This is a genomic window from Tardiphaga sp. 37S4 (genome assembly GCF_021044645.1).
Lineage (GTDB): Bacteria > Pseudomonadota > Alphaproteobacteria > Rhizobiales > Xanthobacteraceae > Tardiphaga > Tardiphaga robiniae.
In genome coordinates this window covers 1,228,328-1,254,794 of sequence record NZ_CP088008.1, presented here as the reverse complement: position 1 = coordinate 1,254,794, position 26,467 = coordinate 1,228,328, and the positions used below count along the sequence as shown (strand labels likewise).

Genomic DNA, 26,467 nt, shown 5'->3' with positions numbered 1-26,467 from the left:
TCATGATTGAAATGCCTCCCTTGCAGTTCGCCAAGCTGAACGGCATTCGCATGGGATATTACGACGCCGGCCCCATGAGCGACACACCGCCTGTGGTGCTGTGCCATGGCTGGCCGGAAATGGCGTTCTCCTGGCGGCATCAGATCAAGGCACTGGCTGCCGCCGGCATCCGCGTGATCGCGCCGGACCAGCGCGGCTATGGCGCGACGTCGCGGCCTGACGCGGTCGAGGACTACAGCATCGAACATCTCACCGGCGATCTCGTCGCATTGCTCGATCATCTCAAGATCGACAAGGCGATCTTCGTCGGCCACGACTGGGGCGGCTTCATCGTCTGGCAGATGCCGCTGCGGCATCGCGATCGCGTCGCCGGCGTGGTCGGCGTGAATACGCCGCATACCGATCGCGCACCGGTGGATCCCTTGCTGATCTACAAGAAGCGCTTCGGCGAGACGATGTATATCGTCCAGTTTCAGGATCCCGCACACGAGCCGGACCGCATCTTCGGCGAGAATGTCGACAAGGCCTTCGACTTCTTCATGCGCAAGCCGATGCCGCGCAAGCACGCCAATGTTGGCGAAGCGCCGGTCGGCGGCATCGGCGCGTCGTCAAAGACCAATCTGGCGTTTCCGCAGATGGTCGCTGCTTACGATCCCGGGAAGGACCCGCGCCAGAAGATTCTCTCCGACGAGGAAAAGAAGATCTTCGTCGATGCCTTCAAGGAATCCGGCTTCACCGGCGGCATCAACTGGTATCGCAACATGAGCGCCAACTGGGCGCGCGCCGAAGGGCTCGATCACACCGTGCGCGTGCCCTCGCTGATGATCATGGCGGAGAACGACGCGGTGCTGCCGCCCTCCTCCGCAGATGGCATGGAAAACATCATTCCCGATCTGGAGAAATATCTGGTGAAGGACAGCGGTCACTGGACCCAGCAGGAAAAGCCCGACGAGGTCAGCCAGGTGCTGATCGACTGGCGGCGAAGACGGTTTGGGTAAGAATGAAACCTTTCAACGTCATTGCGAGCGCAGCGAAGCAATCCAGAAAGCAACAAAGAAAAACTGGATTGCTTCGTCGCCAAGAGGCTCCTCGCAATGACGAAAGAGACGAAGCGACAGCGGGGAGAAGACGACCACATGCCATCCACCAACAAACTCGCCCCGATCCCGCATCCGCCGAAGAAGCCGGTGGTGGGCAACATGCTGTCGCTGGACGCCAATGCGCCGGTGCAGGATCTGGCGCGGCTAGCCAAGGAGCTCGGGCCGATCTTCTGGCTGGACATGATGGGCTCACCCATCGTGATCGTCGGCGGCCACGATCTGGTGGACGAACTCAGCGACGAGAAGCGCTTCGACAAGGCGGTGCGCGGCGCGCTGCGCCGGGTCCGCGCCGTTGGCGGTGACGGACTGTTCACGGCGGATACCAAGGAGCCGAACTGGACCAAGGCCCACAACATCCTGCTGCAGCCCTTCGGCAACCGCGCGATGCAGTCCTATCACCCGAGCATGGTGGATATCGCCGAGCAGCTGGTGAAGAAATGGGAACGCCTCAACACCGACGAGGAGATCGACGTCGTCCATGACATGACGGCGCTGACGCTCGATACGATCGGGCTGTGCGGTTTCGACTATCGCTTCAACTCGTTCTATCGCAGCGACTATCACCCGTTCGTGGAATCGCTGGTGCGCTCGCTCGAGACCATCATGATGACCCGCGGCCTGCCGCTGGAGAGCCTGTGGATGCAGAAGCGTCGCCGCGATCTCGCCGGCGACGTCGCCTTCATGAACTCCATGGTCGACGAGATCATTGCCGAACGCCGCAAGGCCGCCGAGGCGGCGGACGGCAAGAAGGACATGCTGGCGGCGATGATGACAGGCGTTGACCGCGCCACTGGAGAACAACTCGACGACGTCAACATCCGCTACCAGATCAACACTTTCCTGATCGCCGGCCACGAGACCACGTCGGGTCTGCTGTCATGCGCGATCTACGCGATGCTGAAACATCCGGAGGTGCTGAAGAAGGCCTATGAGGAAGTCGACCGCGTCTTCGGCCCCGATGTAAACGCCAAGCCGACCTATCAGCAGGTCTCGCAACTTCACTACATCACGCAGATCCTCAAGGAGTCGCTGCGGCTGTGGCCGCCGGCACCGGCCTATGGCATCGCGCCGGTGCAGGACGAGACCATCGGCGGCGGCAAATACAAGCTCCGCAAGGGCACCTTCGTCACCATCCTGGTGCTGGCGCTGCATCGCGATCCCTCGGTCTGGGGACCGAATCCGGATGCCTTCGATCCCGAGAATTTTTCGAAGGAAGCCGAAGCCGCACGGCCGATCAACGCCTGGAAGCCGTTCGGCAACGGCCAGCGTGCCTGTATCGGCCGCGGCTTCGCCATGCACGAAGCCGCGCTGGCGCTCGGCATGATCCTGCAGCGCTTCAAGATGACGGACCACAAGCGCTACCAGATGGTGCTGAAGGAAACGCTGACCATCAAGCCCGATGGTTTCAAGATCAAGGTGCGCCCGCGCCACGATCACGAGCGCGGCGCCTATGCCGGACAGACGGCTGCTGCCACCTCTGCTGCTACGCCCCTCGCGCCTGTCGCCACCGGTCGCGCGCGGCCCAGCCACAACACGCCGCTGCTGGTGCTATACGGCTCCAATCTCGGCACCGCCGAGGAACTGGCGACGCGCGTCGCCGATCTCGCCGAAGTCAATGGCTTCGCCACCAAACTCGCGCCGCTGGATGACTTTGTCGGCAAACTGCCGACCGAGGGCGGCGTTCTCATTTTCTGCGCGTCCTATAACGGCGCGGCACCCGATAACGCCACGCAATTCGTCAACTGGCTCGGCACCGACCTGCCGAAGGACGCCTTTGCCAAGGTGCGCTACGCCGTGTTCGGCTGCGGCAACAGCGACTGGCTGGCGACCTATCAATCGATCCCGCGCACTATCGACGACAGACTGCGTGAACATGGCGCGACCAACGCCTATGTGCGCGGTGAAGGCGATGCGCGCGACGATCTCGACGGCCAGTTCGAGGACTGGTTTGCGAAACTGCGTCCGCTCGCGGTGAAGGAATTCGGCCTCGATACCGGCTTCGAGCGCAGCGCCGACGATGCGCCGCTCTATCAGATCGAACCTGTCGCGCCGAGCGCGGTGAACACCGTCGTGGCGCTCGGCGGCGTGGTCCCGATGAAAGTGCTGGGCAATCGCGAACTGCAGAACGGCGCATCCGATCGCTCGACGCGGCATATCGAGATCGAGCTTCCTGCCGGGACCAGCTACCGCGTCGGCGATCACCTCAGCGTGGTGCCGCGCAACGATCCCGCGCTGGTCGATGCGGTGGCGCGCCGCTTCGGCTTCCTGCCGGATGACCAGATCCGGCTGCAGGTCGCGGAAGGCCGCCGCGCGCAACTGCCGGTCGGCGATATCGTCTCTGTCGGCCGATTGCTGACGGAGTTCGTCGAGCTGCAGCAGGTCGCCACCCGCAAGCAGATCCAGATCATGGCAGAGAACACCCGCTGCCCGATGACCAAACCGAAACTGCTCGGTTATGTCGGCGACGATCCCGCTGCAAGCGAGCGCTATCGCAGTGACATCCTCGCCAAACGCAAATCGGTGTTCGATCTGCTCGAGGAACATCCGGCCTGCGAATTGCCGTTCCACACCTATCTGGAAATGCTGTCGCTGCTGGCGCCGCGCTATTACTCGATCTCGTCGTCACCGCAAGGCGAGACGTCACGCTGCAGCGTCACCACAGCCGTCGTTCAAGGCCCGGCGCATTCGGGCCGCGGGATCTATCGAGGCGTCTGCTCCAACTATCTCAGCGGCCGCCGCGCCGGCGATACCGTGCATGCCATCGTGCGCGAGACCAAGGCCGGCTTCCGCCTGCCCGCCGATCCCCTTGTGCCGCTCATCATGATCGGACCCGGAACAGGTCTCGCGCCGTTCCGCGGCTTCCTGCAGGAACGCGCCGCACTCAAGGCGCAAGGTGCGACGCTTGGCCCCGCGCTGCTGTTCTTCGGCTGCCGCCATCCCGATCAGGACTTTCTCTATGCCGAGGAGCTGAAGGGTTTCGCCGCCGATGGTATCTGTGAACTACACACCGCCTTCTCGCGTGGCGATGCGCCGAAGACTTATGTGCAGCACCTCATCACCCAGCAGAAGGACCGCGTCTGGGATCTGATCCAGCAGGGCGCCATTACTTATGTCTGCGGCGACGGCGGCAAGATGGAGCCGGACGTGAAAGCGGCGCTGATGATGATCCAGCGCGAGCGCAGCGGCGGCGATGAGACTGCGGCGCTGACCTGGATCGACGACCTCGGCACACGTAATCGCTACGTGCTCGACGTCTGGGCCGGGAGCTAGCGAGAGGCTGATACCAGTTCCATTGTCACAATCGCTGTCACAAAAGCCCGCGCGCACTGTCACAATTGCCATACGCGCAATCTCTCATTAATCGCTGCGACGATTTGTTTGGCGCATGACGCGGTTGTCACTTTTTCGCAGGGACTTTCCGTGTCATATGTTTGACATGAGCCCACGTTCCGCCCGATCCCCCGAACCGATTGATGTTCCGTACGAGCCGCCACAGCTGGCGCGCGCGAACGGGATCGATATCTGTTACGACATCTTCGGATACTCGGACGCGGAACCGATGGTGATGATCATGGGCCTCGGCGCCCAGATGATCCACTGGGACGACGACTTCTGCCGCGAATTGGCCAGCAATGGCTTTCGGGTGATCCGCTTCGACAACCGCGACATCGGCCTGTCCTCCAAGATGGCCGGCGGCAAGCCGTTCACTCTGTACGAACTGGCCAAGCTGCGCTTCCTCGGTACGCCCGTCTCGGCCCCCTACAAGCTAAGCGACATGGCGACCGATGTGGTCGCCCTGCTCGACGTGCTGCGCATCCGCTCCGCGCATGTGGTTGGCGCCTCCATGGGCGGCATGATCGCGCAGGAAATGGCGATCACCTATCCGGAACGCCTGCGCTCGCTGACCTCGATCATGTCGACCACAGGCAATCCACGCCTGCCGCAGCCGAGCCGCGCGGTGTCACTGCTGCTACTGAAGCCGCAGCCGACCGGTTATGAGGCGTTCCTCGAACGCTTCAAGCAGACCTGGCTGTTCCTGCGCGTCGGCAGCTTCCCCGACGACGAAGCCAGGGATCTCGACCGCGCCGAGCGAACCTATGCGCGTGGCCTGAGCCCGGCCGGCGTCGGCCGGCAACTCCGCGCCATCCTCGCTTCGGGCAGCCGTAAAGAGAGGCTCGCCACAGTCACCGCGCCGACGCTGGTGATCCACGGCAAGATCGATCCTCTGGTGCATCCGGCCGCCGGCCGCGACACGGCGGCGTCGATTCCCGGCGCAAAGCTGATGATGGTCGACCGGATGGGCCACGCTCTGCCGATCTCGATGTGGTCCCTAGTGATCGACGCCATCTCCCGGCATGCGCATGGGGCGAAACTGCAGCAGTCGCTGCAGGTCAATGCGCGCCGCGCGGGCTGAGCGCGCGCCTACTTCTTGTCCTTCGGCCGTGCAGCGCCGAGGCCCGCCATGTTGGCGAACATCTCCTGGAAGCGCTCGCCCATCTTCGGGTCGAACGAGAACCAGCTCTGCATGATCGACTCCGGCGAGAACTTGTCGATGTTGTCCATCATCTTCTTCTGCATCTGATCCATCATCGCCGACTGCATCGGCTGCACATCAGGCAGCCCCAGGAATTCGCGCGCCTCAAGCGGCGTACAGTCCACGGTGACGATCACTTTCATTATCAGCTCCTGAGGCAAACCGGCCGCTCACGCGAACATGGCGGCGCAGCGGCAGTATCGCCGCTGACGCCTGCCCGATGCAAGCGATGTGACATCTACATTGCAGTTGCGAGATGTCAGCCGAAGCGTTCGGCCGCGAAGGCCTTGGGATCGGTGAAGGGCGTGACGCCCGTCACCATGTCCGCAATCAGACGGCCGGTCACCGGCCCGAGCGTGAAGCCATGATGCTGGTGGCCGAAATCGAACCACAGGCCCTTGTGGCGTGGCGCCTTGCCGATCACCGGCAGCATGTCCGGCAGGCATGGCCGCGCGCCCATCCAGGGCTTCGCCTCGACGGGATTACCGAGCGGGAAGGTCTGCCGTGCGATCGGCAGCGCCCGTTCGATCTGCGCCGGCGTCGGCGGCGCATCGCGGAGCGCGAATTCGGCGCCGGTGGTCAGCCGGATGCCGCGATTCATCGGCGCCAGCAGATAGCCGCGATCGGCATCGAGAACCGGATGGCGCAGCACCGCATTGCCGGATGGCGCCAGATGGATGTGATAGCCGCGCTTGCTCTTGAGCGGGATGTTGTAGCCGAGCGGCCGAAACACCTGATCCGACCATGGCCCGAGCGCGACCACGACATCGCGCGCGACCAGCGCCCCGTTCGGCCCGGCCACGCGCCATTTGCCGTCGCTCTGCTCCAGCGTACGCGCATCGGCGGCGATGAAGCGACCTCCCTTGCGGATGAACAGTGCGGCATAGGCTTTGGCGAGGCCGCCCGGATCGGGCACGAAGCCCGGCGACGTCCAGTGGATGGCACCCGCAAAATCGGTAGACAGGTTCGGCTCCTGCTCCGCAATGGCGGCGGCGTCCAGAACGTCGCCCGGTACGCCATAGGCGCGATGGCGTTCGAGATCCGCGATGCCTTTCGCCAGCGTAGCCTCGGAGCGAAACGCGTTGATCCAACCCATCCGGCGCAGCAACTCCGGCACGCCGGCCTCCGCGATCAGGGCCTCGTGCTCGATCAGGCTGCGCTGGATGAGCGGCAGCGCCGCCATCGCACTGCGGAGCGCTCCCTCAGGCGACGAGTTCAGGAAATATCTGACGATCCACGGCAGCATGCCGGGCAGCGCGTTGAGATGATAGTGCACCTCCGGCGCGCGGTTCAGCGCATATTTAAACAGCTTGCTGAGGTCGCGCGGCAGCATATAGGGGAAAACCGAACAGCACTGGATCAGCCCGGCATTGCCATAGCTGGTTTCCTCGCCGGCCTTCTCATGCCGGTCGACCAGCACCACATTGCGGCCGCGCGCCTGCAGATGCAGCGCCGCCGACACACCGACCATACCTGCGCCGAGCACAAGCACATCAGCCTTGAGTTCCGCCATTCCTGCTCCGAAATCTTGCCGTTCTGGCGGTCCTGTTAGCGCTGTGTCGTGACCGAATGATGCACGCACACAATGCGTAGAATTGCTTATACCCAATCCTAGCAAGGATTGCGCCAGCCACTTCATTGTGCAGCGCATGCCTGCCAAATGCCGCTTGCGTGGCGTGCAATCTCCGCCAACAATGTGACACTCGCTCAACTGTCGGGCGGCCGCGTGGTGATGCAATCGCGGTTATGCAATGGAGAAGCTCAGTATGTCGATCCGCCAGACTTTCATTGCCGCCGCTGCATCGCTGATCGCCTTCGCCACACTTTCTGCCCCCATACTGCCCGCCTCCGCACAAACGCTGCGCTATGCCAATCAGGGCGACCTGAAATCGCTCGATCCCTATACGCTGCGCGAGACCACGACGATCGCTCATCACGGCCAGGTCTATGAAGGCCTTGTCGGGCGCGGCAAGGATCTGCAGATCATCCCCGCACTCGCCGAGAGCTGGGAAACACCGGAGCCGACACGCTGGCGCTTCCATCTGCGCAAGGGTGTCAAATTCCACAATGGCGACCCCTTCACCGCCGATGATGTCGTGTTCTCCGCCGACCGCGTGCGCGCCAAGGGCTCCGACTTCACCACCGTCATTCCGGCCGATGCCAAGGTGCTCAAGATCGACGACTACACCGTCGATTTCGTGCTGACCAAGCCCAATCCCATCCTGACGTCGCAATGGGACGTCTGGTACATCATGGACAAGAAATGGGCGGAGACGAACAATGCGAACGCGCCGACACCCGCCGCGGCGACCTCGCCAAGCTTCGCGTCGTTGAATGCGAATGGCACGGGGCCCTTCACCATCGAAAGCCATCAGCCGGGCGTGAAGACAGTCTTCAAGGTCAACCCGAACTGGTGGGGCAAGCCCGAGCATAATCTCAAGGAGATCATCTTTACGCCGATCGCCTCCGACGCCACCCGCGTCGCGGCGCTGCTGTCCGGCGAAGTCGATATCATCGAGCCGGTGCCGGTGCAGGACATCGCCCGCGTCAACGGATCAGCCAACGCCGCCGTGATGGCCGGGCCGGAGCTGCGCACCATCTTCCTCGGCATGGACCAGATTCGCGACGAGCTTCTTTTCTCGAATATCAAGGGCAAGAACCCGTTCAAGGACATCCGCGTCCGCGAGGCCTTCTACAAGGCCATCGACATCGAACTGATCAAGAGCCGCGTCATGCGTGGCCTGTCGACACCATCCGCCTTGATGATCGCGCCGCCGCTGTTCAAGCTCTCCGGCGACTTCACGCGGCCGAAATACGACGCCGACGGCGCCAAGAAACTGCTGGCCGATGCCGGCTATCCCGACGGCTTCGAAGTCGGCATGGATTGCCCGAATGATCGCTATGTCAATGACGCCGCGATCTGCCAGGCGGTGGTCGGCATGCTCGCGCGCATCGGCGTCAAGGTCACGCTGAACGCGCAGCCGAAAGCGCTGTATTTTGCCAAGGTGTTCAAGACCGGCGGATTCAACACCTCATTCTATCTGCTCGGCTGGACACCGGGCACGCAGGATTCGCACAATGTGATGCATGACATCATGGGCTGCCGCGACGATCCCGCGAGCCCGCGCGGCGCCACCAATCTCGGCGGCTATTGCAACAAGGATTTCGACGCCCTCACCGACAAGGTGCTGCAGGAGACCGACACCGCCAAGCGCGACCAGCTCATCAAACAGGCCTATGAGATCGCCGCCAAGGACTGGGCCTATATCCCGCTGCATCAGCAGGCGCTGGCCTGGGGCGTCTCCAAGAAGGTGAAAATCGTGCAGCGCCCAGACAATCAGGTCCTGCCATACTGGGCGGTGAAGTCGGAATAGGTTTGGCATCCGCGTGGAAGGCCAGGTCGCCCCGATCTCAGTCCTCATCCTGAGTAGCGGCGCCTTCGCCGCGTCTCGAAGGATAGTGGCCTGCATTATCTCATGGTTCGAGACGGCGCTGAAGAAGCGCCTCCTCACCATGAGGTCCCAGATGTTTCAATAACAGAAAGCGAAATAGTCCATGCTCGCTTTCATCCTGCGCCGCGCCTTGCAGTCCATTGGTGTGATGATCGCCGTCGGCATCATCGCCTTCACCATGTTCCGCTTCGCCGGCGATCCCGTGAACCAGATGGTGGCCATCGACACCACCCCGGCGCAGCGCGCCGAGGTGCGCGCGTCGCTTGGCCTCGACGACCCCGTCCCGGTGCAATTCGCGCGCTACTTCATCAATGCCGTGCAGTTCAAGTTCGGCGTCTCCTACCAGTTTCGTCAGCCGGTCTCGGCGCTGCTGAAGGAGCGCATGCCGGCGACGCTGGAGCTCGCCACCTGCGCCACCGTGATCGCCATGGTGTTCGGCATCCTGATGGGCATCTATTCGGCGCTACGCAGGGATTCGTTCTTCGCCAAGGTGCTGCAGGCAGTGTCGCTGATCGGCATCTCGCTGCCGACCTTCCTGATCGGCATTCTGCTGATCTATCTCTTCGCGGTCACTCTGGGCTGGCTGCCCTCCTTCGGGCGCGGCGACGTCGTCAAGTTCGGCTGGTGGACCACCGGTCTGCTGACGATCTCCGGCCTGAAGGCGCTGATCATGCCGTCGGTGACGCTCGGCCTGTTCCAGATGACGCTGATCATGCGCCTCGTCCGCGCCGAAATGCTGGAAGTGCTGCGCACCGACTATATCCGCTTCGCCCGCGCCCGCGGATTGACCACGCGGGCAATCCATTTCGGTCATGCGCTCAAGAATACGCTGGTGCCGGTCATCACCGTCGCCGGGTTGCAATTCGGCTCGGTCATCGCCTTCGCCATCATTACCGAGACGGTGTTCCAGTGGCCGGGTATGGGGCTGTTGTTCGTGCAGGCCGTGCAGAATGTCGATATCCCGATCATGGCGGCCTATCTCCTGGTGGTGTCGCTGATCTTCGTCACCATCAACCTGATTGTGGACATCCTCTACACCATCGTCGATCCGCGCCTGCGCGCGACGATCAACCGGCCGGCATGAGGGGGGGGGAACGCATGACTCAAGCACGTTGCAACCTCATCCCTCGCGTTCGCGCAAGTTCTCTCAGTCTGTCGTCCCCGCGAAGGCGGGGACCCATAACCACGATAAACGTGATTGAAATGCTGCGGCGGCCACAGCGCATCACCGCGAATTCAGTGTGTATGGATCCCCGCCTTCGCGGGGATGACGTGGAGAGGTTGGGCGCTAATCCGCAAGCTACGATTTCGCGGAGTACCCGATGACCGACACCCCCATCCCCCGTACACCCTCCCTCCTCGCCCGCACCATCGACAGCGACATCTTCTATTCGTTCCGCCGCTCCAGGCTCACAATGGTCGCCGCCGTGATCGTGTTCGTGCTGCTGATGATGGCGCTGTTTGCGCCTTTACTCGTCGTGCAGAATCCGTTCGACCCGGCGCAGCTCGAACTGATCAACTCGCGCATTTCGCCGCTCTGGACGGCGGAGGGCCAGAGGCCGTTCCTGCTCGGCACCGATGAACAGGGTCGCGATATCTATTCGGCGATCCTCTACGGCATGCGGATCTCGCTGGTGGTTGGCGTGCTCGGCGTCAGTTTCGCGGCGGTGCTCGGCATCGGGCTCGGCCTGATCGCCGGCTATGTCGGCGGTGCCGTGGACAGCCTGATCATGCGCATCGCCGATGTGCAGCTCACCTTTCCAGCGATCCTGATCGCGCTCTTGATCGACGGCGTCGTGAAGTCGGCGCTCGGCAATCATCTCGATGCCTCGACCACGTTGATCGTGCTGGTGGTGGCCATCGGGCTGAGTTTCTGGGTGCAATATGCCCGCACCGTGCGCGGCTCGGTGATGGTCGAGAAGAACAAGGACTATGTCGCGGCAGCGCAGCTGATCGGCCTGCCCGCCCGCGTGATCATGATCCGTCACGTGTTGCCCAACACGATGGGGCCGATCCTGGTGATCGCCACCATCAATCTCGCGCTCGCCATCATCACCGAGGCGACGCTGTCGTTTCTGGGCTCCGGCATGCCGGACACGATGCCGTCGCTGGGCACGCTGATCCGCATCGGCAACAATTATCTGTTCTCCGGCGAATGGTGGGTGATCGCCTTTCCCGGACTCGCGCTGGCCTCGCTGATCCTGTCGATCAATCTGCTCGGCGACTGGCTGCGCGACGCGCTGAACCCGAAGCTGCAATGATGCCTCACCTCAAGCAGTGCCCGACATGAGCGTACCCGTTCTCTCCGTGCGCAATCTGCGCGTCGAATTCGCCAGCCGGCGCGGCGCGCTGCGCGCCATCGACGGCGTGTCCTTCGATATCGCCAAGGGCGAGGTGCTGGGCGTGGTCGGCGAATCCGGCGCCGGTAAATCGGTGACAGGGCTCGCAGCCATCGGCCTGATCGATCCGCCCGGGCGCATCTCAGGCGGCGAGATTCTGCTATCCGGACTGCGCATCGACAATCTGCCGGCGGAGGCGATGCGCCGGATTCGCGGCAAGCGCATCGCGATGATCTTTCAGGATCCGCTGACCAGCCTCAATCCGCTGTATCGCATTGGCGACCAGCTGGTGGAGACGATCCGCACCCATCTCAACATGAACGAGACGCAGGCGCGGAGGCGCGCGGTGGATCTGCTCGCCGAGGTCGGCATTCCCGCGCCGGACAAGCGCGTCGATGCCTATCCGCATGAATTTTCCGGCGGCATGCGGCAGCGGGTGGTGATCGCACTGGCGATCGCGGCCGAGCCCGAACTGATCATCGCGGACGAGCCGACCACCGCGCTCGATGTCTCCGTGCAGGCGCAGATCATCGCGCTGATCAAGCGGCTCGGCCGCGACCATGGCACCGCGGTGATGCTGGTCACCCACGATATGGGCGTCATCGCTGAGACATCCGACCGCGTCGCCGTGATGTATTCCGGGCGCATCGCCGAGATCGGCCCAGTGCGCGACGTGGTGCAGACCCCGCTGCATCCCTATGCCAAGGGATTGATGGGCGCGATCCCGACGCTGACCGGCGATGCCTCGCAGCGGCTGGTGCAGATTCCAGGCTCGATGCCACGGCTGTCGGCCATTCCGCAGGGCTGTGCGTTTAATCCGCGCTGCAGTTTCGCGTTCGACCGCTGTCGCGTGGAGCGGCCGGAGCCGATCAACGTGGGCACGCAGCAGGTCGCCTGTCATCTCTATGACCCCCTCCATCTCCATGACCACGCCCCTGCGGAGAGCGCGGCATGACGGCGCTGGTGCAGGCACGCAATCTCAAACGGGCCTTCGACGTCTCGAAGCCCTGGCTCAACCGCGTCATCGAGCGCAGCCCGATGGAGTTTTTGAAAGCGGTCGACGGCGTGTCGTTCGAGATCAGGCGCGGCGAAACCTTTGCGCTGGTCGGCGAATCCGGCTCGGGCAAGAGCACGGTGGCGCGGATGGTGGTCGGACTGCTGCCGCCGACATCCGGCGACGTCATCATCGACGGCGTCTCGATGAGCCATCCCGGCCAAGCCGCCGCGCGAAGACTGCTGCGCAAGCGCATCCAGATGATCTTTCAGGATCCCTATGCGAGCCTCAATCCGCGGCTGCGCGTCGATGCCATCATCGCCGAGCCGATCCGCGCCTTCGATCTCATTCAGGGCGAGCGCGACATTCGCGCCCGCATTGGCGAATTGCTGACTTTGGTGGGCCTGCATCCCGACGACGGGCAGAAATATCCGCACCAGTTCTCCGGCGGCCAGCGCCAGCGTATCGCGATTGCCCGCGCACTTGCATCGGAGGCGGAGTTCATCGTCTGCGACGAGCCGACCTCGGCGCTGGATGTCTCGGTGCAGGCACAGATTCTCAACCTGATGCGCGAGCTGCAGGACAAATTCGGCCTGACCTATCTGTTCATCAGTCACAACCTTGCTGTGGTCAGGCACATGGCTGACCGGATCGGCGTGATGTATCTCGGCCGCATCGTGGAGATTGCGGAAGGGCGCGAACTCTTCCGCGCGCCGCGCATGCCCTATACGCGCATGCTGCTGGGCGCTGTGCCGGATCTGGCCATGTCAGGCCGCGCACGCATCGCGGTCTCCGGCGAGATTCCCAATCCGATCGATCCGCCCTCCGGCTGCACGTTTCATCCGCGCTGCCCGGAAGTGTTCGATCTCTGTCGCAAGGTGGTGCCGGATCTGGTCGACGGCGTCGCCTGTCATGCGGTCAACAAACTGATCGCACCGCCGGCCGAGGCCGTTCCCGCCGCGCGGCGATAGTTGCGATCAGCGCGCACTCAGATCAACATGCCCTGAAACGACAACGCGGCAGGCACCGCAGGGTATCGGCAACAGACCCCCACAGCACCCACCGCGAAATCATTCAGCCGAAAATCTCGGCTGCAAGATCGGCCCGGCAAGATCACTGCGCATGAACGTCAGTGCGTCTCCGGACCCGATCCGATCAATCTTCTGCCGGCTCCTCGCCGTCACCACCGTCTTCGTCGCGCTCGATGGGACCGGCGAGAATCTGTTCGGCGATCAGGCCGGAATTCTGCCGGATCGAGGCTTCGATCTTGGCGGTCATGTCCGGATTGGCCTTCAGGAAGGCCTTGGAATTCTCACGGCCCTGGCCGAGACGCTGGCTGTCATAGGAGAACCAGGCGCCGGACTTCTCGACGATTCCCGCTTTCACGCCGAGATCGAGGATCTCGCCCATCTTGGAGACGCCTTCGCCATACATGATGTCGAATTCGACCTGCTTGAAGGGCGGTGCCAGCTTGTTTTTCACGACCTTGACGCGGGTCGAATTGCCGACCACTTCGTCGCGCTCCTTGATCGCGCCGATGCGGCGGATGTCGAGACGGACCGAGGCGTAGAATTTCAACGCATTACCGCCGGTAGTGGTTTCCGGCGAGCCATACATCACACCGATCTTCATGCGGATCTGGTTGATGAAGATCACCATCGTATTGGATTTGTTGATCGAGGCAGTCAGCTTGCGCAGCGCCTGGCTCATCAGACGGGCCTGCAGGCCGGGCAGCGCGTCGCCCATTTCGCCTTCGAGTTCGGCGCGCGGCACCAGCGCTGCCACGGAGTCGATGATCAGCACGTCCACCGCGCCGGAGCGCACCAGCGTGTCGGCGATTTCCAGCGCCTGTTCGCCGTGGTCCGGCTGCGAGATCAGGAGTTCATCGACATTGACCCCCAGCTTGCGGGCATAGACCGGGTCGAGCGCGTGTTCAGCGTCGATGAAGGCGCAGATGCCGCCCTTCTTCTGGGCTTCCGCGGCGCAATGCAGCGCCAAAGTCGTCTTGCCCGAGGATTCCGGTCCGTAAATCTCGATCACCCGGCCCTTTGGCAGGCCACCGACGCCGAGCGCGATATCGAGGCCGAGCGAGCCGGACGAAATCACCTCGATATCCATCGACCGGTCGTTCTTGCCGAGCTTCATCACCGAGCCCTTGCCGAACTGGCGCTCGATCTGGGAGAGCGCGGCCGACAGGGCCTTGGTCTTGTCCATGGAGGATCCTTCAACGATACGCAGGGCAGTCGGAGTGGTAGCCATTGATCTAGCTCCTTATGAAGGGATTCGCGACAGGACAAACGGCAAGCGCCAAAGGATGGCGGGCTGTTCGGGTTGAAAACAATGTACCCTATCTGTTCTATGTTCGCAATATGTTCTTTTGAGAATTTGGGTACTGGCCTGTTTTTCGGCTGCCGTGGCCTGGTTTGATTTGAGCAGTGGCCTGATTTGATTTCGCCGCAATTATAAAGTTCCGTTAACGCAACCAGAGGAGGTTGCATTGAACAACGACACTCCAGTTTTCCACGCATTCAAACACGGTATCTGGATGGGTATAGGCACTCGCGCTGCAATTGCTGCGCGAGGTTATGATTGCGATGGCATCGTTCATTGGTGCCCGAACAACCTGTTGATAGGCGGCTGGCGCGATCGGTGATTGATCATGACCAACGACAACCCGACAAGTCTTCGTATGGGGTTCGGCTACCATCAGGCTCGAAAATCCGGCCTAGGCGGCATCCGCGCCGATCGATCTCCCAACCAAGTAAACCGGGACACGCGCGAAAATAAAGCTGCGAGGCAGTTGCGCGAGGAAGCCGAAGCCGATCCCGACTGGGGCCCGTTTATAGAGCATTGGATTTTGGACGGTATCAGCGCAGAGGTCACGCTGAATGCTCTGTGGCGCAGCCAAGCTTATATGAGCTTTAAGAGTCGGGGCTATTCCCGCAAAACAACGTCTCGTTATTGGTGGTAAGGTCGCCTTAGTGGGCGGCCTCTTTCATTTTTTGCTTTCCGGCGGCATAGGCCATCAGTGTCGCAGATCAGGCTTGGAGCATTGCGCAGTTAGCGGATATCACACTCGCTGTAGCGCCCTCGATGCAAAAAGAGACGCCGCCGGACCGGCGCCGAGAGTTCTTGGTAATTCAAGGCGGCAAACAATAGCGTCCCCAATGCAATTGCCGTAGCCTCACCCTGCAACTAGGGGGAGGCTTTGCCATGGCCGCAGGAGAAATCGCCGCTGCCGTTACTGGCATCCGCGCGGCGCTTGATATCACTAAGGCAATGGTAGGTTTGCGCGACGCTGAGGCTTTTCGCGCCAAGTCCATTGAGCTTCAAGCTGTTGTCTTGGACGCTTTCGAGAAGGCCATAGAAGCCCGCGAGACTTATTCCACGCAGGCTGATCGCATACGCTCGCTTGAAGCAGAAGTGGCGAATCTTGCAACATGGGACGCTGAGAAGCAGCGCTATGAACTTAAGACTGTCGGGCATGGGGCGGTGGCTTACATGTTGAAGCCAGATGCACGGGGCACCGAAACACCGCATTGGCTCTGTCCTAACTGCTTCGCGAAAGGTCAAAAGGCTTTTTTCCAGCCGGACGGAAGAAAAGTTGGTCGCGATAGCATCTACCTTTGCGCGGGATGCAGAGGGCAAATGATCGTCACATATGCCGCTACATGGGATCCGACTTAGTGGCCCATTTTGATTTTCAGAGTGGCTAATTTCGGCCAGTACCAGAATTTGGATACTGGCCTAATTGGAATATGCGAGTGGCGATGACAAACCCGAGAATAGCCATGGCTTGTTTGATTATTGTCGTCCTGACGGCAGCCTTTTTCGTCGTCGATGCGCGCACCTCTTGCCAGCAACAGCATGGGCCGGACTATCGCTGCGTTCCTAGCGGCCGGAATCTGGTCAGGTAATTATCGCCTGAAGTTGCCCCTTTTGCTTCGGGTGCCGGATTGATGAAGAAACTCACGACCATCATTCACTTCATCTGGGCATTCTCTGCGGTTACGTTGGGTACGACAATCGGCGCTCTGTACGGGTGGGAGCATCATGGGTGGATTGGTGTCATCGCCCTTGGCTTCGTTGGATTCTGTTTCGGCGCGCTTGCTGCGGCTTCCCCTCAAATGGTCATGCAACTCCTTCGCTAGCCTCAGTGGCCTGGTTCAAAAACGACAGCCACCCGATTTGGACTAATCGAGCCACTTTTGAACCTTCCTGCACGTTTCCCGCACAACAGGATGTCCGCATCGCTCATGCGTTCAATCCGACATGGGAAGGTCACACGCCGTGAAGACGATCGCACTGCTCTCCGCCGCTGCCCTGTTGCTCGTCGAACTCAGTGGCGCGATGCCCAGGTCGAGCGTGGGTGGCCCGCTGACCATCATGCTGATCATGGTTATCGCCATGCTGGCGGTGGGAATTCACGAGGCCTGGACAAAGAAGCGCGGCCCGCTTGGATGGATCGCGAGTATTGTCGCGTCGGTCATCGGCGGCTTCGTGGCGGCGAGCCTGGTCGGTATGGTCATGGACATGATCCGCCCGCACCTGCACCTCAACGGGTCGCTCGTATCCTCGCAACATCCTCTGCTCTATATCTCGCTCGCGGGCATGGCGATCCTCACGGTGCTCGGATCATGGATCACGCTGCAGATCCCAGGCTGGTTCCTGACGCGCAGCGAAGCACCCCATAGCGGTGCATGAGGCGGATCACCCTTCATTGAACCTTCTTGCAGCTTTCCTGCACAACAGGGGGTGAAGCCAGCGAGTAAAATCCGATGAATAGAAATCAGCGCATGGTAGTGGCAACAGCACTCTGCGTGATCGCAACCGTGCTGGCATTTACATTTCTCGTGTGGTCACACGGGCACATATCCAACGCCGCAAAATTTGTCGTCTTCTATACGAACACCGATTCCCGTTACCCCGGCCTCGTCAACTATTGGGGCATCTACATTCGACACGGCCTTGCCGGATACCTGCTCGGTCTGATTGCGCCCATCTGCCTTCTGGCAGTCGCAGCATTCGTTGCCCTGGGCAGGCCTTCATCGAGCGATCTGGGAACATTGCCAAGGTAAGGCCGCCTCGGGGCGCGGCCTCTTTTGGTCAGTGCAGCGGTTGAACCGGCCGGACGCCCGGGTCACCCCAAGACAGGCAAGTCGGGTCACACAAATTGCGAGCCCGGCACGCTCTGGACAGTTCCCTGCCACCACTTTAGAACGCTTCTAGCCAGGGAGCGTGGATGCCCAAGCCAAAGAAAACCGCCGCCGAACTTCAGAAGATCATTCGAGAAGCCGCCGCCATCGCCGGGCCATGGCCCAAGAACATGAGCGTGATCATCTATTCGCTGGATGACAGCTGGCGCGTCATCGTCAGCTACTCGGATCCGGCCCAGACCCCCTTTCGAGACCGGTTGATGGAGATCTGCCGGGGGCTCGCCCATTTCTACGATCTGGACGAGCCAGCCTAGAGGCGCCCGGCGCCGCGCACCGGCCCATGTCACCTGTGCCTTATCCCGCGAGATGCGTTTCGCGCGTGGCGATCAGGTCGCGGATCGGTTGCGCGATCGGCACCGGGCGATGGGTCTTCTGATCGGTATTGACCCAGACGATCTCGCCGGTGGCAAACAGATCGTCGGCTGCGCGCGCGAAGATGCCGAGTTCGAACACCAGACTGGAATTGCCGATTCGCGCCACGCGCGCGGCGACGTCCAGCTCCTGATCGAACAGGATCGGCGCCTTGTATTCGATCACCGATTTGCCGACGTGAAAGTCGACGCCGCTCGCCTTGGCATCGGCAAACTGGTCATAGCCGAGCGCACGAAAATATTCGGTGATGGTCGTGTCGAAGTAAGTGAGATAGTGCGCGTTGAACACGACGCCCTGGCCGTCGATCTCGGAATAGCGCACCCGAAACGGGTGGAAGAACCAGAACCGGTCGCGTGACATATGCCCCTCGCCTATGACGGCGGCTTCGTTCTCCGCCCTGATGCTCCCCTAGCCTCTCTTGCGCGGCGAAGCCAGCCGCCGCAGGGAGACGTCATGCCGCAACTCAGGTCCGCTTGATTGCTTTCAGCACAATGAAAATGTGCGACGCTGCGATGATCACCGACGCCAACATGAGTCCGAGATTGGCGCCGTGAACCTTCTCCGGTGCGAAGGTCGTCGCCGTCCAGATGATCAGGCGCACCGTCAGCATAAAAACGACCATGCCCCACAGTGCAATCCGCTTCGGCGCATCCCATGTCGGCTTGCCGTCGAAGCCCCACTGCATCGCAACGCGCTCACCTGCAATCCGCGGCTCGCCATAGAGGTTGCACCCGATCATCACGACCAGAGCACACGCAAAGACGATATCGGCCGACAACATGATGGCCCCTATGTGAAACTGCGGCCGGATGACGCCTGCATCTCACCTAATCATACCGCAACGATCTATGGCGCCCGATACCATGGCCGCCTTCGATGACGACCCAGAGATGCATCACGGTTCCGAAAGCGGATCCCTGCACGAGAACTGCCTGCCAAAAAAAACCGTTTATTTGCCGCAAATTTTGCACATTTCTATCGACGCACGGAACAAGTTGGTTTAGCGGTATCATTGTCTTACAGCAACCTCAGGTGCTGCAAGCCATTTACACGCGCGCCAGATGTGGTCGTTTCCCGTGCCTCGATTTTTCTTTCATATTATCGCCGAAAACACGTTCCTCGACGATGAAGGGACGAGCTTCAAGGACGATCAGGAAGCGATGCTGCACGCACGTCAGCTTGCATCGGAGATGGTGCGCAGTATCGGCGTCGTGAAGGGCGCGATCGTCGTCGAGAACGAAGACAGCGGCGGATTGTTCGAAGTGCCGCTGTCCTGGAGCAACTGACACAGGCGCATATGTCAGTGGCCGCGCGCGGGCTTCAGTCCATTTGCGCGCCGGCGGCACGGGCCGCCGATGCCACGGTCATCACCTGATCAATTCGCAGCGCTGCCGGTCTTGGTGCGCGGCTGTTTCGCGGGTGCAGCCGCCTTCGGCGCATCGCTGCGCACATTGCCCCATGGATCGGCCGCGGCCTTGGTGTCGGGAATCTTGCGCAGCGACTCGCGATACGCCTTCTCGGTGATCGCGTCCTGCTCCTTCTCCTCCGCCGACTTGGACTTCACCTCCGGCATCAGGTTCATCATCTGCGCGGCGGCCGGGCCGGTCAAAAGCGCGAGCACTGCGACGACGCTGAATAGTTTGCTGGATCGTTTCATGGCACCAAAGCTCCGTGAATTTCGGAGGCGTTATACCACTGGCCATTCGGGCACGCCAAGCGCCTGACGCAAGGCACCCCGTCGTGCCTCACGCAGGTTGAAACCTTCGGAAACCGGGAAACCCGGGCGCTGGCCCGGACTGGAGCCTAGTCGCCCAGCACTTTCTCCGCGGCCGTCACGATGCTGATGGTCGGGTGCGCCGCGCAATAGGTACCGAATTTCTTGGCGTTCTCGACGAACACCTCGGTGTCGATGATCGCATCGTCCGAGTCGCCCTTGTACCAGCCGTCCATCCAGGTCAGCACCATCTTGATCTCGTCGGGACCGGATTCGACGAATTGCTTGCAGGACATGGTGGACAGATCGAGCACGACGGCCTGGGCCGGCGCGGCAGAGAACATGGCAGCGGCAGTCAGAAACGCGCAGGCGAATTTCATCATGGTCCCCTTCCCCGAAAAATGACGCCGGCCGATGACTGGCTGAGCGTCCAACGGCCAGACGGTATCATGGAGTCCATTTCCTTGATTTGATATTTTTATGAAATCTTCTGATCCTCCAGAACTTCACGAAGGATGAACAGGCGGGTCCGGATTTCTGCGATCGGCTTTATCGGCCGGCAAGATCGCGGTGCTAGGCATGGCGCGTGCAGACGATGCGGACGACGACCATGATCGAGAAACGAACGGCTCCACGACACCGGGTTCTGAAGCGCGGCACGCTGGCCTTTGGCGGCGGCGGTATCGATTGCACCGTCCGCAACCTCTCGGCCTCTGGCGCGCGTGTCGATATCGCGAGCCCGCTCGGCTTGCCGTCGAATTTCATGCTGGTGATCGAGGCGGATCACTTCATCCGCCGCTGCCGTCCGGTCTGGAATAACGACCGCCAGCTTGGCGTGGCGTTCGAGTAGACGCCCGTCAGTAGCGCCCGCGGCCGCCATAGTTGCCGCCGCCGTAACCGCCATAGCCTCCACCGCCGTAATAGACGCGCGGTACCGGCTCGTAATAGACCGGCGGCGCACGGCGGATGATGACCTCTTCCTCCACGATCTCGCGGCCGCGCCGCGGTGGTGGCGATGGCTTGTCGGCGCGCTTCTTCGTGGACTCGGTGGTTTTCTCCGCTTTCTTCGATGCAGGCGCTGCTGCGGGCGGCGTGCCGCACGGGCATGTCGGGCCCGGTCCGGCCAACGCGACATTGGTCGGCGCGTTCGCTGCCGCAACCGGCACCGGCTTGTTGCGCGTGCGCTCCTCGAGCTTCTGCGCGGTCGACGTCAGATCGCTGTCGGGATATTTCGCCAGGAAGTCGCGATAGGACGGCGCGGTGTTGGTGATGACGGCGTTATTCCACGCCACCATCTTGTAGTGACGGTCGAGCCATTCTTTCGCCTGCGGGCCGAGCGGCGGCTCGGCATAGAGGCCGACAAAGGCCTCATAGGCTTCCACCGAACCGTCCGACACGATCAGATTGTTGGCGTCCTGCACCGGCTTGCCCTGCAGCTCCTTGCGCCATTGATCGACGGTCTTCTTCGTCACGGCCGGCTTGGCGCCTGCATCAGTGCCAAAGAAGCGAAAATCATTGACCAGCGACGAGCTCTCCCACGGCGTTTGCCGCCCTTCGGTGGCCTGATTGACCGACAGCCGCACGCGCTTGAACGCATCCTCGATCGGCAGGCCCGGCTCGCGGCCGGCCTTCAGCAGCGCCGTCGTATAGGGGCTATTGCCGTCTTTGCCGTCTTCGGCTTCGGCGCCCGGCGACGTCGAGAATGATAACAGCGTGCCGGGCGTACCGAATTTCACGTCGACCTGGGCGAGCCCGCGGCCGGTGGTCTTGCTGATGGCTGGAAACGGATTGTTACGGCAGGCATCGAGCAGGATGATGCGGCTCTTGCTCGGCACGGATGTCAGCGTGTTCAGGATGTCGTTGAGGCGCACCGCCTGCAGCGGAATATCGGCTTCGCGCTTCGGATCGATATCGACCGGCACCAGATAGTTCTCGCCGTCGATCTGCAGACCGTGGCCGGCATAGAACACCAGCGCCACCGTGTCGGGCCCCTTGGCGGACACATTGGCGGCGAAGCCGGCGATCCTGGCGCGCAGATCGTTCTGCGACAGGTCCGTCGCCGACTGCACCTCGAAGCCGGCATCGCCGAGCATCTGCGCCATGGCCTTGGCGTCATTGACAGGATTGGGCAGCGGCGCGATGGACCGATAGGAGGATTGCCCGATCACCAGCGCCAGCCGACTCTCCGCCCATGCGGCTTGCGAGCCGAGCATTACCGTGGCTGCAACGATCGCGCTGCGAATGACAGGACGAACCATCGAACAGTCTCCCCGGCCTGGGCCGGCTCGCGCGACGGATAATTCCCCGCCTGATTCAACTGAAATCAGGATGGCCGCACGCCAACAATGCGACGGCCTGCCGCTGCCCAATTTGGTCGCTGTCAACGCAAGCGCGGTTCACGGGAACTGCGTGCGACGTATACAGTAGAAGATTACTTTTTCTTCGCCGCCGTTGTGGGCGCGGGTGCAGGCGCGACGCCGCCCCACGGATCGTATTTTTCCTTGGGAGTCGGAACGCGTTCCAAGGCGGCCTTGTAGGCCTTCTCGTCGATCTTCGGCTTTTCGGGCGCGGGCGCATGATCGCTACCGCCGCGTTTGCCGCCGCCCACCTGTGCGTTCGCCGGCGCAGCCAGAAGCGCCACTGCCGCGATCGCCAATACCAATGCTCTCATCATGGGTCCCTCCGGCGCCTTGATAGCCTGACGTAGAGGCCATTTTCCAGCCCCAACATGGCGAGGCCGCGACCATCGACCGCAGGTCCGCCCGTCCGCGGAAACGCGCGAATACTCCGGCACCCGTCACCCCGGCCGGCCCATATCCACTGAAAACACAGGCTTTTCAGCGACCGTTTGGTGAACGATCGGTTGCACATTCCCGTCAAATTTCGCGTCCGGAAAAACCGGATCTTGGAATGTTTCTCCTAGTCTCCGCAGACAGCAATGGAGAAGCGGCCTGCGCCGCCTTCCTTGCGACGGGGATCGGGGACGTGGTCGACATTGCGAACTCAGCCGGCATGCATGGCAGCAGAGCAACGGGCGCCGGGATGACCGCAGCGAGCCGCCCAGCGTCTGCGCCCAATGCGCTTGTGCCGCTCTCGGCAATCGCGCCGGAGCTATGGCGTGCTCTCGCGCAGCAGGCCGTCGAGCCGAACGGCTATTACCTCGCCGACTGGGAACTGGCCGTAAATGCATCAGCGCGCGACCGCACCGATGTCGCCGCGCTCAGCGCCTGGGCGAGCGACACCGGAACGCCCCGCTTGATCGGGCTGCTGCCGGTGATCACCGCGCGGCGCGCCTATCGCATTCCTCTCCCCGTACTGGTCAGCGCCGATCCCTATGGCACGCTGTCCACGCCGCTGCTCGATCGCGACATGGCGCCGGACGCCGTCACGCGCCTGCTGGAACAGGCCCGCAAGGCCGGCGCTCATGCGCTGATCCTCGAAAACGTCTCGCTCGACGGCGCCGCAATGCAGACGATCCGCAAGTCGCTCGCCATGCAGGATCTTGTGCCGCGCATCCTGCAATCCCACGCCCGCGCCTGCCTCGATGCCACGCGCGATGCCGATGACCTGCTGCGCGATGCGCTCGGCGCGAAGAAGCTGAAAGAACTGCGCCGCCAGCGCAATCGTCTCGCCGAACATGGCGGCGTGACTTTCCATGTCGCGCGTACGCCGGCCGAAATCGCGGCGACCATCGACACCTTCCTGACGCTGGAAGCAAGCGGATGGAAGGGCAAACGCGGCACCGCCCTGATGCAGGACGCCGGCGACAATGCCTTCATCCGCAGCGCCACCAAGGCGCTCGCCGAACACGGCCAATGCGAGATCGTCACGCTGCGCGCCGGCGACACACCGGTCGCTTCCGGCGTGCTGCTCAGGCATCTCGATCGTGCCTTCTACTTCAAGCTCGGCGTCGACGAGCGCTTCGCCAAACTGTCCCCCGGCGTGCAACTCACGCTCGACGTGACGCGGCATCTCTGCGCCGATCCCGTGATTGCAAGCGCCGACTCCACGGCCAATGCCGGTCACCCGATGATCGACCCGATCTGGCGCGGCCGCCTTGCCATCGGCGACGTGCTGATTCCGCTGCGCAAGCACGATCCGCTGGTATCGCTGATCCACGGCGCGCTCACCTTGCGTCGCTCGATCCGCGAGCCGCTGCGGCACGTCGCCCGCTCCATCCGCAACCGCCTCCGATAGATATCCAGGGGTTCAACCATGAACGCTGCAACTGACGTCGCGCCGGTGATCTCGGCCGCCAATCAATCGCTCAAGAACGATTTTCCGCTGAAGCCGTTCGCCATCAAGCACAAGCTCGCCGGACATCCGCTGCTGACGCTGCAGCGTATCGCGCAACTCGCATCCGAACTGCCGCGCGATCTCATCGAATACAATTCGGGCAAGGTCGCGATCAGCCAGGACCCCGACGCGATCCCGTCGGTGGATCTCGACCCGGTCGAAGTGGTCAAGCGCATCGAGACCGCTGGTGCGTGGATGGTGCTGAAGCGGATCGAGAACTCGCCGGAGTATCGCCAACTGCTCGAAGACACGTTGCTGTCGGTGGCGCGCGCCCGCGGCTTCAACAGCCTGCTCGATGCCGGTTTCGAACAGCTCGAAGGCTTCCTGTTCGTGTCGTCGCCGAATTCGACCACGCCGTTCCATCTCGACAGCGAGGATAATTTCTTCGTCCAGATCCATGGCGAGAAGTTTTTCACGATCTATGACAACAGCGACCGCGCCATCGTTTCCGACGACGAGATCGAACGCTCGATGACCAAGCATCGCAATCTCAAATTCGACGACAGTTTCGCACCGCGCGCCGTCGAGTTTCACATGTTCGATGGCGATGGCTGCTACGTGCCCTATCAGTGGCCACACTGGGTGCGCACCGCCGGCTCGTTCTCGATCTCGATGGCGATCACCTGGAAGACCAAGGAAGTGCGCCGCGTCAACGACCTGCACTTCTTCAACTCGATGCTGCGCGGCATTGGCTTCCCGCAGAAGCCGCCGGGACAGCAGCCGATGCTGGACACGTTGAAGCTCGCCTTCTACCGGACGGTGACCACGGCGATCAAACCGCTGCGTAGCTCACTGGCCATGCGCAAACTGCTGCGCCGCATCGCGCTCGGCAAGAAGGCGAATTATTATTTGAAGGGCGCGTAAGGCGCGCCCTACTCCGCCGCCTCGGCGTTCACTTCCGCCGATACCTGACGGATCGCGCGCGCGAGCTTCTCCGCATCCTGCGCGCCAGAGACGGCATATTTGCCGGCGAACACGAAAGTCGGCACGCCGGAGATGCCTTTGTCCGCGGCTTCCTTGGCGTTGCCGGAAATCAGTTCGACATCCTCGTCGGTGGCGAGGCGCTTGCGGATATCGTCCGCATCGAGCCCGACATCGGCTGCGGCCTGCACCAGCGTCTCGCTTTGCGTGAGATCGCCGCCATCGCGGAAATACAATTCCATCAGACGCTGCTTGACCTCGGCCGACTTGCCGGAGACTTCGGCCCAATGGATCAGCCGGTGGCAATCGATGGTGTTCGGCTGGCGCTTCACGCTGTCCGGGCGATAGGTCAAGCCTTCCTGCTCTGCCGCATCGACCACCCGGCCGGCGATGCCTTTGTAGGCTTCCACCGATCCGAATTTGGTCTCCAGATAGGTCGAGCGATCGATGCCCTCGCGCGGGATCCACGGATTGAGGAAGAACGGCCGCCAATTGACATGCACTGGCACGTCGGGGACCAGCGCCAGCGCATTCTCGATCCGGCGCTTGCCGATATAGCACCATGGGCACACGACGTCGGAGACGATATCGATCTGAAGCGGCTTGATGGTGCTCATGGGCGGGCTCCCTGTATTTGTTCCGCCCACAAATAGGCGTCATGGACATCACGGACAAGGCCGTTAGTTCCCGTTTGAAGCGATCTCGCGGAGCCTGTTCGCCGTGACCTCATCTGCCGGAAAGAACGTCTCGATGGCGATTTCGGACAGGGTGATATCCAGCGGCGTACCGAAAGTCATGGTCGTCGACATGAAGCTCAGCACATCGTCGCCCAGCCTCATCCGGAACGGCACCACGACGCTGTCAGCCGCGATCGGCGCCGACCGCGCCGGCACCGGATAGGTCTTCAATTCCTGATACAGTTTGAGCAATTCAGGATCGGCCGTCGCCTCGCATTGTCGATGCAGACGTTCCAGCAGATGCGCGCACCATTCGCCGAGATTGACAGTGCGCGAGGCCAACGCCTCCGGATGAAAGCTCAGCCGCAGCACGTTGAAGGGCTGCCCGAGCAAGCGCGGCGCGATGCCTTCCAGCAGCGGCATCACCATGCGGTTGGCCGTGACCAGATTCCAGTGCCGATCGACCGCCAGCGCCGGATTGGGCTCATGGGCCTTCAGCACGAGGTCGATGGCCTGTCGCGCTGAATTCAGCGCGGGATCGTCCAGTTCACGCTGCGGAAAGGCCGGCGCGAAGCCTGCGGCCACCAGCAAGACGTTGCGCTCGCGCAGCGGCACGTCGAGCCGCTCGGCCAGCCGCAACACCATCTCGCGCGACGGCGAGGCGCGGCCGGTCTCCAGGAAACTCAGATGACGCGTGGAAATCTCGGCATCGCCGGCCAGATCGAGCTGGCTCAGGCGGCGGCGCTGCCGCCATTCGCGCAAATGATGGCCGATCCCGGCGGGCCGGGATGTTGCGGAGGACGCTGCAAGCTGTGTGTTCATGGCAAAAAGCTAACACGCGAATTTCGCAGC

At 62.1% G+C, this 26,467-nt stretch carries 28 protein-coding genes; 17 read left to right on the top strand and 11 right to left on the bottom strand.

Translation table 11 applies throughout. The annotated features are described in order from the left end of the window. Positions 1-2 precede the first annotated feature (2 nt). From LPB73_RS05970 to LPB73_RS05960, 3 genes are all read left to right on the top strand, one after another. Positions 3-998 carry an alpha/beta fold hydrolase gene (locus LPB73_RS05970; protein WP_175366519.1) on the top strand — a complete coding sequence of 332 codons (996 nt, stop codon included), beginning with the start codon at positions 3-5 and terminating at the stop codon, positions 996-998. Positions 999-1,136: 138 nt separating this feature from the next. After that, positions 1,137-4,370 carry a bifunctional cytochrome P450/NADPH--P450 reductase gene (locus LPB73_RS05965; RefSeq protein WP_231079955.1) on the top strand — a complete coding sequence of 1,078 codons (3,234 nt, stop codon included), beginning with the start codon at positions 1,137-1,139 and terminating at the stop codon, positions 4,368-4,370. A 166-nt stretch (positions 4,371-4,536) separates the two neighbouring features. Beyond that, on the top strand, positions 4,537-5,514 hold the full coding sequence (locus tag LPB73_RS05960) for an alpha/beta hydrolase (RefSeq protein ID WP_231079954.1): 978 nt from the start codon (positions 4,537-4,539) through the stop codon (positions 5,512-5,514). Between the two features lie 8 nt (positions 5,515-5,522). On the opposite strand, the gene LPB73_RS05955 is transcribed toward LPB73_RS05960, so the two are convergent. Together LPB73_RS05955 and LPB73_RS05950 are read right to left on the bottom strand one after the other, a co-directional pair. Continuing rightward, entirely contained in the window at positions 5,523-5,777 is a 255-nt protein-coding gene (locus LPB73_RS05955) for a DUF6489 family protein (RefSeq protein WP_089265127.1), read from the bottom strand. Between the two features lie 116 nt (positions 5,778-5,893). After that, the gene (locus LPB73_RS05950) at positions 5,894-7,147 is read right to left on the bottom strand and encodes an NAD(P)/FAD-dependent oxidoreductase (RefSeq protein ID WP_231079953.1); all 1,254 of its coding nucleotides are present in this window, start codon (positions 7,145-7,147) and stop codon (positions 5,894-5,896) included. 253 nt (positions 7,148-7,400) lie between these two features. Here LPB73_RS05950 and LPB73_RS05945 point away from each other — a divergent pair, with 253 nt between their 5' ends. The 5 genes from LPB73_RS05945 (at position 7,401) to LPB73_RS05925 (ending at position 13,390) form a co-directional block, all read left to right on the top strand. Then, positions 7,401-9,008: an ABC transporter substrate-binding protein gene (locus tag LPB73_RS05945; protein ID WP_231081084.1), complete on the top strand. Its 1,608-nt coding sequence runs from the start codon at positions 7,401-7,403 to the stop codon at positions 9,006-9,008. Between the two features lie 181 nt (positions 9,009-9,189). Beyond that, positions 9,190-10,170: an ABC transporter permease gene (locus LPB73_RS05940; RefSeq protein ID WP_231079952.1), complete on the top strand. Its 981-nt coding sequence runs from the start codon at positions 9,190-9,192 to the stop codon at positions 10,168-10,170. Between the two features lie 238 nt (positions 10,171-10,408). Continuing rightward, complete coding sequence (locus LPB73_RS05935; protein WP_231079951.1) at positions 10,409-11,347, top strand: ABC transporter permease; 939 nt, start codon at positions 10,409-10,411, stop codon at positions 11,345-11,347. A gap of 25 nt (positions 11,348-11,372) precedes the next feature. Further along, positions 11,373-12,380, top strand: coding sequence for an ABC transporter ATP-binding protein (locus LPB73_RS05930; RefSeq protein WP_231079950.1), 1,008 nt, complete (start codon positions 11,373-11,375; stop codon positions 12,378-12,380). Further along, positions 12,377-13,390: an ABC transporter ATP-binding protein gene (locus tag LPB73_RS05925; RefSeq protein ID WP_231079949.1), complete on the top strand. Its 1,014-nt coding sequence runs from the start codon at positions 12,377-12,379 to the stop codon at positions 13,388-13,390. Before LPB73_RS05930 ends, LPB73_RS05925 begins: the two co-directional genes overlap by 4 nt. Before the next feature lie 184 nt (positions 13,391-13,574). Here LPB73_RS05925 and recA read toward each other — a convergent pair whose 3' ends face one another. Then, positions 13,575-14,678, bottom strand: a complete 1,104-nt coding sequence (gene recA, locus LPB73_RS05920) for a recombinase RecA (RefSeq protein WP_089265133.1) — start codon at positions 14,676-14,678, stop codon at positions 13,575-13,577. Positions 14,679-15,078: 400 nt separating this feature from the next. Between recA and LPB73_RS05915 the strand changes: the two genes are divergently transcribed. The 5 genes from LPB73_RS05915 (at position 15,079) to LPB73_RS05895 (ending at position 17,889) form a co-directional block, all read left to right on the top strand. Then, the gene (locus tag LPB73_RS05915) at positions 15,079-15,390 is read left to right on the top strand and encodes a hypothetical protein (protein ID WP_231079948.1); all 312 of its coding nucleotides are present in this window, start codon (positions 15,079-15,081) and stop codon (positions 15,388-15,390) included. Between the two features lie 242 nt (positions 15,391-15,632). Beyond that, a complete protein-coding gene (locus LPB73_RS05910) occupies positions 15,633-16,106 on the top strand; it encodes a hypothetical protein (RefSeq protein WP_231079947.1) in 474 nt (157 codons plus the stop codon). Positions 16,107-16,709: 603 nt separating this feature from the next. After that, positions 16,710-17,123 (top strand): hypothetical protein, encoded by a 414-nt coding sequence (locus LPB73_RS05905; protein WP_231079946.1) that lies wholly within the window; start codon positions 16,710-16,712, stop codon positions 17,121-17,123. A 92-nt stretch (positions 17,124-17,215) separates the two neighbouring features. Continuing rightward, positions 17,216-17,497, top strand: a complete 282-nt coding sequence (locus tag LPB73_RS05900) for a hypothetical protein (protein WP_231079945.1) — start codon at positions 17,216-17,218, stop codon at positions 17,495-17,497. A 164-nt stretch (positions 17,498-17,661) separates the two neighbouring features. Beyond that, positions 17,662-17,889 (top strand): hypothetical protein, encoded by a 228-nt coding sequence (locus LPB73_RS05895; protein ID WP_068735728.1) that lies wholly within the window; start codon positions 17,662-17,664, stop codon positions 17,887-17,889. Between the two features lie 40 nt (positions 17,890-17,929). Here LPB73_RS05895 and LPB73_RS05890 read toward each other — a convergent pair whose 3' ends face one another. Both LPB73_RS05890 and LPB73_RS05885 read right to left on the bottom strand, forming a co-directional pair. After that, positions 17,930-18,367, bottom strand: coding sequence for an acyl-CoA thioesterase (locus LPB73_RS05890; RefSeq protein ID WP_231079944.1), 438 nt, complete (start codon positions 18,365-18,367; stop codon positions 17,930-17,932). Between the two features lie 103 nt (positions 18,368-18,470). Next, a complete protein-coding gene (locus LPB73_RS05885) occupies positions 18,471-18,788 on the bottom strand; it encodes a hypothetical protein (RefSeq protein WP_231079943.1) in 318 nt (105 codons plus the stop codon). 295 nt (positions 18,789-19,083) lie between these two features. Between LPB73_RS05885 and LPB73_RS05880 the strand changes: the two genes are divergently transcribed. After that, positions 19,084-19,293: a DUF6894 family protein gene (locus LPB73_RS05880; protein ID WP_068735723.1), complete on the top strand. Its 210-nt coding sequence runs from the start codon at positions 19,084-19,086 to the stop codon at positions 19,291-19,293. An 89-nt stretch (positions 19,294-19,382) separates the two neighbouring features. On the opposite strand, the gene LPB73_RS05875 is transcribed toward LPB73_RS05880, so the two are convergent. Together LPB73_RS05875 and LPB73_RS05870 are read right to left on the bottom strand one after the other, a co-directional pair. Then, positions 19,383-19,664, bottom strand: a complete 282-nt coding sequence (locus LPB73_RS05875) for a hypothetical protein (RefSeq protein ID WP_120291323.1) — start codon at positions 19,662-19,664, stop codon at positions 19,383-19,385. 146 nt (positions 19,665-19,810) lie between these two features. Further along, positions 19,811-20,104 carry an HdeA/HdeB family chaperone gene (locus LPB73_RS05870; RefSeq protein WP_414716866.1) on the bottom strand — a complete coding sequence of 98 codons (294 nt, stop codon included), beginning with the start codon at positions 20,102-20,104 and terminating at the stop codon, positions 19,811-19,813. Positions 20,105-20,331: 227 nt separating this feature from the next. Between LPB73_RS05870 and LPB73_RS05865 the strand changes: the two genes are divergently transcribed. Then, positions 20,332-20,571 carry a PilZ domain-containing protein gene (locus tag LPB73_RS05865; protein WP_089265685.1) on the top strand — a complete coding sequence of 80 codons (240 nt, stop codon included), beginning with the start codon at positions 20,332-20,334 and terminating at the stop codon, positions 20,569-20,571. 7 nt (positions 20,572-20,578) lie between these two features. On the opposite strand, the gene LPB73_RS05860 is transcribed toward LPB73_RS05865, so the two are convergent. Together LPB73_RS05860 and LPB73_RS05855 are read right to left on the bottom strand one after the other, a co-directional pair. After that, a complete protein-coding gene (locus LPB73_RS05860; RefSeq protein WP_231079942.1) occupies positions 20,579-21,979 on the bottom strand; it encodes a caspase family protein in 1,401 nt (466 codons plus the stop codon). 173 nt (positions 21,980-22,152) lie between these two features. Further along, positions 22,153-22,392 (bottom strand): hypothetical protein, encoded by a 240-nt coding sequence (locus LPB73_RS05855; RefSeq protein WP_120291859.1) that lies wholly within the window; start codon positions 22,390-22,392, stop codon positions 22,153-22,155. Positions 22,393-22,706: 314 nt separating this feature from the next. Here LPB73_RS05855 and LPB73_RS05850 point away from each other — a divergent pair, with 314 nt between their 5' ends. Both LPB73_RS05850 and LPB73_RS05845 read left to right on the top strand, forming a co-directional pair. After that, the gene (locus LPB73_RS05850) at positions 22,707-23,918 is read left to right on the top strand and encodes a GNAT family N-acetyltransferase (RefSeq protein ID WP_414716901.1); all 1,212 of its coding nucleotides are present in this window, start codon (positions 22,707-22,709) and stop codon (positions 23,916-23,918) included. 18 nt (positions 23,919-23,936) lie between these two features. Next, entirely contained in the window at positions 23,937-24,881 is a 945-nt protein-coding gene (locus LPB73_RS05845) for a JmjC domain-containing protein (protein WP_231079941.1), read from the top strand. A gap of 8 nt (positions 24,882-24,889) precedes the next feature. On the opposite strand, the gene LPB73_RS05840 is transcribed toward LPB73_RS05845, so the two are convergent. Then, a complete protein-coding gene (locus LPB73_RS05840) occupies positions 24,890-25,555 on the bottom strand; it encodes a DsbA family oxidoreductase (protein ID WP_231079940.1) in 666 nt (221 codons plus the stop codon). A gap of 63 nt (positions 25,556-25,618) precedes the next feature. Beyond that, complete coding sequence (locus tag LPB73_RS05835) at positions 25,619-26,437, bottom strand: helix-turn-helix domain-containing protein (protein WP_231079939.1); 819 nt, start codon at positions 26,435-26,437, stop codon at positions 25,619-25,621. Positions 26,438-26,467 lie beyond the last annotated feature (30 nt).

Excerpts from the sequence above, each read along its gene's own strand:
- LPB73_RS05970 (WP_175366519.1), top strand. The coding sequence starts at position 3 with ATGATTGAAATGCCTCCCTTGCAGTTCGCCAAGCTGAACGGCATTCGC.
- LPB73_RS05965 (WP_231079955.1), top strand. The coding sequence starts at position 1,137 with ATGCCATCCACCAACAAACTCGCCCCGATCCCGCATCCGCCGAAGAAG.
- LPB73_RS05960 (WP_231079954.1), top strand. The coding sequence starts at position 4,537 with ATGAGCCCACGTTCCGCCCGATCCCCCGAACCGATTGATGTTCCGTAC.
- LPB73_RS05955 (WP_089265127.1), bottom strand. The coding sequence starts at position 5,777 with ATGAAAGTGATCGTCACCGTGGACTGTACGCCGCTTGAGGCGCGCGAA.
- LPB73_RS05950 (WP_231079953.1), bottom strand. The coding sequence starts at position 7,147 with ATGGCGGAACTCAAGGCTGATGTGCTTGTGCTCGGCGCAGGTATGGTC.
- LPB73_RS05945 (WP_231081084.1), top strand. The coding sequence starts at position 7,401 with ATGTCGATCCGCCAGACTTTCATTGCCGCCGCTGCATCGCTGATCGCC.
- LPB73_RS05940 (WP_231079952.1), top strand. The coding sequence starts at position 9,190 with ATGCTCGCTTTCATCCTGCGCCGCGCCTTGCAGTCCATTGGTGTGATG.
- LPB73_RS05935 (WP_231079951.1), top strand. The coding sequence starts at position 10,409 with ATGACCGACACCCCCATCCCCCGTACACCCTCCCTCCTCGCCCGCACC.
- LPB73_RS05930 (WP_231079950.1), top strand. The coding sequence starts at position 11,373 with ATGAGCGTACCCGTTCTCTCCGTGCGCAATCTGCGCGTCGAATTCGCC.
- LPB73_RS05925 (WP_231079949.1), top strand. The coding sequence starts at position 12,377 with ATGACGGCGCTGGTGCAGGCACGCAATCTCAAACGGGCCTTCGACGTC.
- recA (WP_089265133.1), bottom strand. The coding sequence starts at position 14,678 with ATGGCTACCACTCCGACTGCCCTGCGTATCGTTGAAGGATCCTCCATG.
- LPB73_RS05915 (WP_231079948.1), top strand. The coding sequence starts at position 15,079 with ATGACCAACGACAACCCGACAAGTCTTCGTATGGGGTTCGGCTACCAT.
- LPB73_RS05910 (WP_231079947.1), top strand. The coding sequence starts at position 15,633 with ATGGCCGCAGGAGAAATCGCCGCTGCCGTTACTGGCATCCGCGCGGCG.
- LPB73_RS05900 (WP_231079945.1), top strand. The coding sequence starts at position 17,216 with ATGGTAGTGGCAACAGCACTCTGCGTGATCGCAACCGTGCTGGCATTT.
- LPB73_RS05895 (WP_068735728.1), top strand. The coding sequence starts at position 17,662 with ATGCCCAAGCCAAAGAAAACCGCCGCCGAACTTCAGAAGATCATTCGA.
- LPB73_RS05890 (WP_231079944.1), bottom strand. The coding sequence starts at position 18,367 with ATGTCACGCGACCGGTTCTGGTTCTTCCACCCGTTTCGGGTGCGCTAT.
- LPB73_RS05885 (WP_231079943.1), bottom strand. The coding sequence starts at position 18,788 with ATGTTGTCGGCCGATATCGTCTTTGCGTGTGCTCTGGTCGTGATGATC.
- LPB73_RS05875 (WP_120291323.1), bottom strand. The coding sequence starts at position 19,664 with ATGAAACGATCCAGCAAACTATTCAGCGTCGTCGCAGTGCTCGCGCTT.
- LPB73_RS05870 (WP_414716866.1), bottom strand. The coding sequence starts at position 20,104 with ATGATGAAATTCGCCTGCGCGTTTCTGACTGCCGCTGCCATGTTCTCT.
- LPB73_RS05865 (WP_089265685.1), top strand. The coding sequence starts at position 20,332 with ATGATCGAGAAACGAACGGCTCCACGACACCGGGTTCTGAAGCGCGGC.
- LPB73_RS05860 (WP_231079942.1), bottom strand. The coding sequence starts at position 21,979 with ATGGTTCGTCCTGTCATTCGCAGCGCGATCGTTGCAGCCACGGTAATG.
- LPB73_RS05855 (WP_120291859.1), bottom strand. The coding sequence starts at position 22,392 with ATGAGAGCATTGGTATTGGCGATCGCGGCAGTGGCGCTTCTGGCTGCG.
- LPB73_RS05845 (WP_231079941.1), top strand. The coding sequence starts at position 23,937 with ATGAACGCTGCAACTGACGTCGCGCCGGTGATCTCGGCCGCCAATCAA.
- LPB73_RS05840 (WP_231079940.1), bottom strand. The coding sequence starts at position 25,555 with ATGAGCACCATCAAGCCGCTTCAGATCGATATCGTCTCCGACGTCGTG.
- LPB73_RS05835 (WP_231079939.1), bottom strand. The coding sequence starts at position 26,437 with ATGAACACACAGCTTGCAGCGTCCTCCGCAACATCCCGGCCCGCCGGG.